A 5,875-nucleotide genomic window follows, 5' to 3' on the forward strand; every position below is an offset into this window, starting at 1 on the left:
TTCATTAACTTCGTTTCCAATAACGGAGAGTACTCTCTCCGAAAGGTCGCGGCGACAAAGAAGCCGCCAAACGTTACTCGCCAGCCACCTCTTGCCGCATATTTATATTCGCAATTTTGTTCTGTTCTTAACCACGGAAAACATCAATCATCCCCGATTTCCAGTTCGCCTAACGTTCATGCAAAATTGCGTAGAGCCGCAACTGCGCCGCTTATTTACCGGCCGGCCAGTAACCGCCGCCAATCGCAATGGCGGGTTTACGGCTTGTTGTAAGTTTATTTCAAGAACTTCGTATCTTTCGGCGGAGCTTACGCTCTCCGAAAGCCCGCCACTGCGGTTGGCGGCCTAACGTTAACTGCAAGTTCAGAACCGCGTCCGTCAAAAGAAGCCTGAATTTTGATAGAAATACAATTAACCTTAATGACCAACATTATGACAAATGAACTTGCAAAAATGCAGGAACTCGCACATTACTCTGTAGAAGTTATGCAGAAAATTTCTGAATTCGCTGAAAGTATGAGGCAGGCAAACTTAGACGGGAATGATATGCTTGAAAATGCATTACTTGATCTAAAAGGTATCATGACTAGAAATGAAACTTCTGTTGAAGATGCAGCGTCTATTGCTTTTATGATGGAAACAATTCAGCAATTCGCAACGCAAAGTCTTTTAAACTTTCAGATGGCAAATGACTTGTTAAGTTGGTCTGACGAAAAAACCAACAAATTTGTAGAAGATTATCAAGATTTAGCAAATCGACTTGGCTACTAATTTATTTTCAAAGCTTCCCAATTCAAAAGCCGAAAAATAATTATCAGAACTTATAGAACCTGCAGTTAACCGCCTATTCACGCCATTGCTGGTTTCCGGTAACGGGAAGCCTCTTTTCCAAAGCCGCAAAACAATGAATTTTTCAAACTTTTCAAGTTAGAAAAATTCAAAAGTTTTGCTAACTTTCGTCTTAGCGGAGTGTACTTTCTCCGATCGCCGCAACGGCGCGAATAGGCCTAACGTTAGCTGCTAGTTTATCAAATATGACGAACATCTACCCTAATGATGAAATTTGAAATTCCCTTTGTATATGAACTAACTCACAAACAAAACGAGTTACGTTTTTATTTGACATGGAAACGAATAAATGCTAAAAATAGAGGCAATTTAATTGGTGCAATGGTTTTTATTCCATTAGGAGTTTTAATCAAATTGGGGAAAAGTAATATTGGCATTCTATTTATACTAATTGGATTTTTTTGTTGTTCCAATTTTATAAAATCAATTCGCTTTATTATAAAAACAAAAAGAGATTTTTCCAAGAATCTGAACTTGAAGCAAGAAAACATATTCATGCAAACCAAGATAGTATTTGGGAATTTAATAATGAATACTTTCGCTATTCAGATTTTAAAGTGGATTATAAAACCGACTGGTCAGTTTTCAAAAGCTACAGAATTATTGATAATAACCTTTTTCTAGATCTAAACGAAACTTCATCTTATATTCTCGGAAAAGAGGAAATAGGTGAAACTGAATTTCAAAAATTAATACAGTTTGTCGATCAAAAATTACCTAACAAAACCAGCAGCTAACCGCCGCCAATCGCAATGGCGGGTTTACAACTTATTGTAAATTTCTTTCAAGAACTTCGTATCTTTCGGCTGAGCTTACGCTCTCCGAAAGCCCGCCACTGCGTTTGGCGGCCTAACGTTGGCAGCAATGTTAAATCAGATATCATGGAGGAAAATTTAGTAGAAAAGCAATCGCGAAGCGAAGAGTTATGGAATTCTGATTTAATTGAGTGTATCCAAACTCGATTAGATTTAGAATTTGATGATGTAAAAGTCTTCAAGGGTAAAGTGCTTAAAGATATTTTTATGCACACATCAAAAAGCGGTGGACACCTACTTCAATTTGGGTTTGTAGATCAAGATATTGTCATTTATCGCGAAACTATTGATATAAGTGATTTACAAAAATCAAAAACTGTTTTACTTCATAAAAACAACCTTAAGAATTCGTCTGATTTAATCATTCCGAAAGTGATTTGTGAGTTGAAATATAATGATATTACTTCTCATGGTCTGATAATTTATTCCGCTTACGCTTCAGATATCAAATCAATCTTTCCTGATTGCAAATACTTTTTAGCGATGCGCTATAAAAATAGTAGTACTGCAAATAAACTTGGTAGGCATGGAAAAAACTTTGATAAAATCATCGCATTTGAAGACAAAAAGGGACAAGGCAAATATAAAAAAGGTAGTTTTCAGGAGGAATTAAAAAGCGACTTGAAATTAAAAAAGCGATTTGAAGAGTTTATCTCAGAAATAAAAAAAGAACTCGAACCGAAAGAAACTGAGTTTTTAAAATAAACACTGCTGCCAACCGCCTATTCACTCCATTGCTGGTTTTCGGCAAAAAGTTCGCCCAATTTCCATAACTTCGTTTCCGTTCGGCAGAGAGAACGCGCTCCGGTTTCCGCAACGGCGCGAATAGGCCTAACGTTACCAGCGATTTATGAAAAACTACGTCATAATATTAACCATTCTCTTTTGGGCAACATTGTCAAATGCTCAAAATATTGAAGATAAGTTGTTTTTAGGAACGGTCATTTCCGATACGCTCACTAATAAGACTAATTCATTCAAGGAATATCTTAATCCAATAGTGGATTCAAAGAACAAAATTGAAATCAGATTTCAAATTTATCCATCCACGCGGTCTGTCGAATCCGTCGTAATTTATTATGATGGTTTATGGCGGGCATACAAATATCAATATGATAAATACGATGGAAAAATAGACAAACGTGCGATCGAAAGAGAAAACTTAGACGAGGTTGTAAATCGGCTTATCTCTGAGAATATTTTCAGCCTTAAAAATCAATCTGAATTAAAATTAAGTAATGACTTTATCGATCTTAGAACTGGCGAAGAACAAACACAATTAATGGGTGCGGTTGACGGGACTATTTACTTTATCGAATTTAAAGTCGGCACAAAGTTTAGGGCTTACTCCTACACGAATGCAGAAGGATTTTCAACGGGATTTCCGCATGTTCAAGATTTGCGTCAATTCGCTAACATTGTAAAAATTTACAAGGAGTTAATGAATTAAACCGCTGGTAACAGCGGCTTCCCGCCATGGCAGCCGGATGACTAAAGGGAAGATCTGTTTCCAAAACTTCGTATCTTCACGTCGGAGAGAACTATCTCCGATAGGCTGCCATGATCGGGAAGCCGCCGAACGTTACCAGTAATTGCAAAATGCCCATGAGAATAACAAATTCGCAAAAATTAGAATTGTCCAAAGTATTCAAAAAAAACAATTTGAATCTTCTAGACTTCGAGGCAACCGGAGAGTATCAGGAGTTTAAAATTAAGTTCAAGCATGACTATTTTTCATTTGCTATTGAAAAAACTCGAGATGATGCTTACAGTCTAACCATTTTTGGAATAACTCGAAAAAATGCCCAGACGACAAGTTCAACTTGGGGAACAACTGTAAGTAAGTTTGACAATTGGTGCAAACAAGTTTTTAGCGAATTAAATTCAACGACTGGCTGGGAATCTTTTGAAAACACAAATTTTTTGAATACAGAATTTGAAGATCTAAACGCTCAGTTTTCAGATATCGAAAAATTGCAAACAAAGGAAAACATTAAGGATTTAAAAGCTAGAATCCAACTTTTAAATTTGGCTCCGGAAAAACTAAGTATTATCGAAAATAAATTGGATTTGCTATCCCAAAAAGTTGACGAACTGAACAAGTTCGACTGGAAATCTCTATTTATTGGAACTATTGCCAGCTTAATTATGACTTTTGTTATTCCGCAAGAAGCAAGCGGAATATTTTGGGAATACATAAAAAGCTCATTTAATAATTTGAAGATAAACGGTTAAGCAACTACTGGTAACAACGGCTTCCCGCCATGGCAGCGGAGATGACTAACGGGACGATCTCTTTCCAGAACTTCGTATCTTCACGTCGGAGAATACAATCTCCGCAAGGCTGCCACGGTCGGCAAGCCGCCGAACGTTACTCGCCAGCCACCTCTTGCTGCATATTTATATTCGCAATTTTGTTCTGTTCATAACCTCGGAAAAATATCAATCATCCCCGATTTCCAGTTCGCTTAACGTTCATGCAAAATTGCGTAGAGCCGCAACTGTGCCGCATATTTACCGGCCGGCCAGTAACCGCCGCCAATCGCAATGGCGGGTTTACAACTTATTGTAAATTTCTTTCAAGAACTTCGTATCTTTCGGCTGAGCTTACGCTCTCCGAAAGCCCGCCACTGCGTTTGGCGGCCTAACGTTACCTGCAATCTTAAATACAAATCGTGTAAGTCAAAGATGTCCGAAATTTTCAAAAAACATATAACTAAATTCGCAAAAGTTTCTGACGATGAATTTGAAGAAATTAAAAAATTCTTTGACATGAAAGAGGTCGCAAAAAAAGAAAACCTATTAGAGGAGGGACAAATTTGCAGGCATCATTATTTTGTTTTGAGCGGTTTGTTACGAAAGTTTTACATCAACGAAAAAGGTACTGAACAAACCACTGAATTTGCCATCGAGACTTGGTGGCTTACAGATAACTTTGCCTACGAAAACAGAGTTCATACTGAATTTTATATTCAGGCTGTAGAGAAATCGACAATATTGTATATTACACCAGATAAACAGGAAAAATTATTAAAAGAATTTCCTGTGATGGAACGGTATTTCCGTTTTGTTTACCAGCGGGCTTATGCAGCGGCTCAAAAGCGCATTAAATTTCTTTTTTCGTTTTCAAAAGAAGAATTTTATTTCCAAGCCGTTAGAAATCATCCCGAATTTGTTCAACGTGTCCCCCAATACTTAATCGCTTCCTATCTGGGCTTTACTCCTGAATATTTAAGCGAAATCCGTAAGAGACTTCTTTCTTAAACCAGTTTAAGTTTTTTTATTTTCTTATTCTCCAATTTTGTATTGAACAATTTTAAAAGAATAATACAATGCAAAAACGATTTAATTTTAAGGAAGTTGCTCCAAATGCATTAAAAGCTATGGTTGGCTTAGAAATGTATATTTCAAATGCTCCTATATCTAAGACATCCAAAGAACTTATAAAGATCCGTGCTTCACAAATTAATGGTTGTGCCTACTGCATCAATATTCATACTCAAGACGCAATTAATAGTGGAGAAACAAATCAGCGTATTTTTCTACTGAATGCTTGGAGAGAAGCTGAGGGTATTTTTACGGAAGAGGAAAAAATAGTATTGGCAATAACGGAAGAGATAACATTAATCCATCAAAATGGATTGTCAGATGATACCTATTCAACCGCATTACAGTTTTTTAGCGAAACTCAAATTGCAGATATTATAACTGCCATAATTACTATCAACCTCTGGAACAGAGTCGTATTAAGTACCCATCTACCGATAGGACAAAGTCTTGCATAATTACACAAGACTATAAAAAAAATCGCAGGTTTCGTAACCTGCGATTTTTTTACAGATAAGATATTCTATGAATTTATTTAACCGTAGTATGCCTTCAAATATGGTCAGCAGCTGACCCTCATAAAAGAATATCCAGAAAAAAGTAAGTGGTGTGAGGTTCAAATATAGAAGACTGCAGGTAACCGCCGCTAACCGCCATTGCTGGGCTTAAGGCAAAATGAAGTGCTTTTATCTAAGCCGTAAAACTAAGAATTTTTCTGCTCTTTCAAGCTAGAAAAATTCATTAGTTTTACTTCGTCCGCGTTCGGCAGAGAGTACATTCTCCGAAAGCCAGCAACGCTCGGTTAGCGGCCTAACGTTACCTGCAACTATGAAAAAATCCACAATGAAGACCTTTTTGTTTATCCTACTCTATGTTGCAGCAAA

General features: G+C 37.0%; 8 protein-coding genes. All 8 read left to right on the top strand.

The features are described from left to right. Nucleotides 1–349: hypothetical protein (locus HZF10_RS17940; protein ID WP_217703395.1), on the top strand; the 349-nt coding region annotated here is incomplete at its 5' end. 71 nt (nt 350–420) lie between these two features. Then, nucleotides 421–771: a hypothetical protein gene (locus HZF10_RS15655; protein ID WP_176007175.1), complete on the top strand. Its 351-nt coding sequence runs from the start codon at nt 421–423 to the stop codon at nt 769–771. A 479-nt stretch (nt 772–1,250) separates the two neighbouring features. Further along, nucleotides 1,251–1,586 carry a hypothetical protein gene (locus tag HZF10_RS15660; protein WP_176007176.1) on the top strand — a complete coding sequence of 112 codons (336 nt, stop codon included), beginning with the start codon at nt 1,251–1,253 and terminating at the stop codon, nt 1,584–1,586. A gap of 15 nt (nt 1,587–1,601) precedes the next feature. Continuing rightward, nucleotides 1,602–2,369, top strand: a complete 768-nt coding sequence (locus tag HZF10_RS15665; RefSeq protein ID WP_176007177.1) for a hypothetical protein — start codon at nt 1,602–1,604, stop codon at nt 2,367–2,369. Between the two features lie 145 nt (nt 2,370–2,514). Continuing rightward, a complete protein-coding gene (locus HZF10_RS15670) occupies nt 2,515–3,114 on the top strand; it encodes a hypothetical protein (protein ID WP_176007178.1) in 600 nt (199 codons plus the stop codon). Between the two features lie 212 nt (nt 3,115–3,326). Then, nucleotides 3,327–3,899 (top strand): hypothetical protein, encoded by a 573-nt coding sequence (locus HZF10_RS15675; protein WP_176007179.1) that lies wholly within the window; start codon nt 3,327–3,329, stop codon nt 3,897–3,899. A 453-nt stretch (nt 3,900–4,352) separates the two neighbouring features. After that, on the top strand, nt 4,353–4,928 hold the full coding sequence (locus HZF10_RS15680) for a Crp/Fnr family transcriptional regulator (protein WP_176007180.1): 576 nt from the start codon (nt 4,353–4,355) through the stop codon (nt 4,926–4,928). 68 nt (nt 4,929–4,996) lie between these two features. Then, the gene (locus HZF10_RS15685) at nt 4,997–5,449 is read left to right on the top strand and encodes a carboxymuconolactone decarboxylase family protein (protein WP_176007181.1); all 453 of its coding nucleotides are present in this window, start codon (nt 4,997–4,999) and stop codon (nt 5,447–5,449) included. Nucleotides 5,450–5,875 lie beyond the last annotated feature (426 nt).

The organism is Flavobacterium agri, from assembly GCF_013401995.1.
GTDB classification, from domain to species: Bacteria; Bacteroidota; Bacteroidia; order Flavobacteriales; family Flavobacteriaceae; genus Flavobacterium; species Flavobacterium agri.

What these genes read in the sequence shown, in the direction of transcription:
- HZF10_RS15665 (WP_176007177.1), top strand. Translation starts at nt 1,602, where the DNA reads ATGGCGGGTTTACAACTTATTGTAAATTTCTTTCAAGAACTTCGTATC.
- HZF10_RS15680 (WP_176007180.1), top strand. Translation starts at nt 4,353, where the DNA reads ATGTCCGAAATTTTCAAAAAACATATAACTAAATTCGCAAAAGTTTCT.
- HZF10_RS15655 (WP_176007175.1), top strand. Translation starts at nt 421, where the DNA reads ATGACCAACATTATGACAAATGAACTTGCAAAAATGCAGGAACTCGCA.
- HZF10_RS15685 (WP_176007181.1), top strand. Translation starts at nt 4,997, where the DNA reads ATGCAAAAACGATTTAATTTTAAGGAAGTTGCTCCAAATGCATTAAAA.
- HZF10_RS15670 (WP_176007178.1), top strand. Translation starts at nt 2,515, where the DNA reads ATGAAAAACTACGTCATAATATTAACCATTCTCTTTTGGGCAACATTG.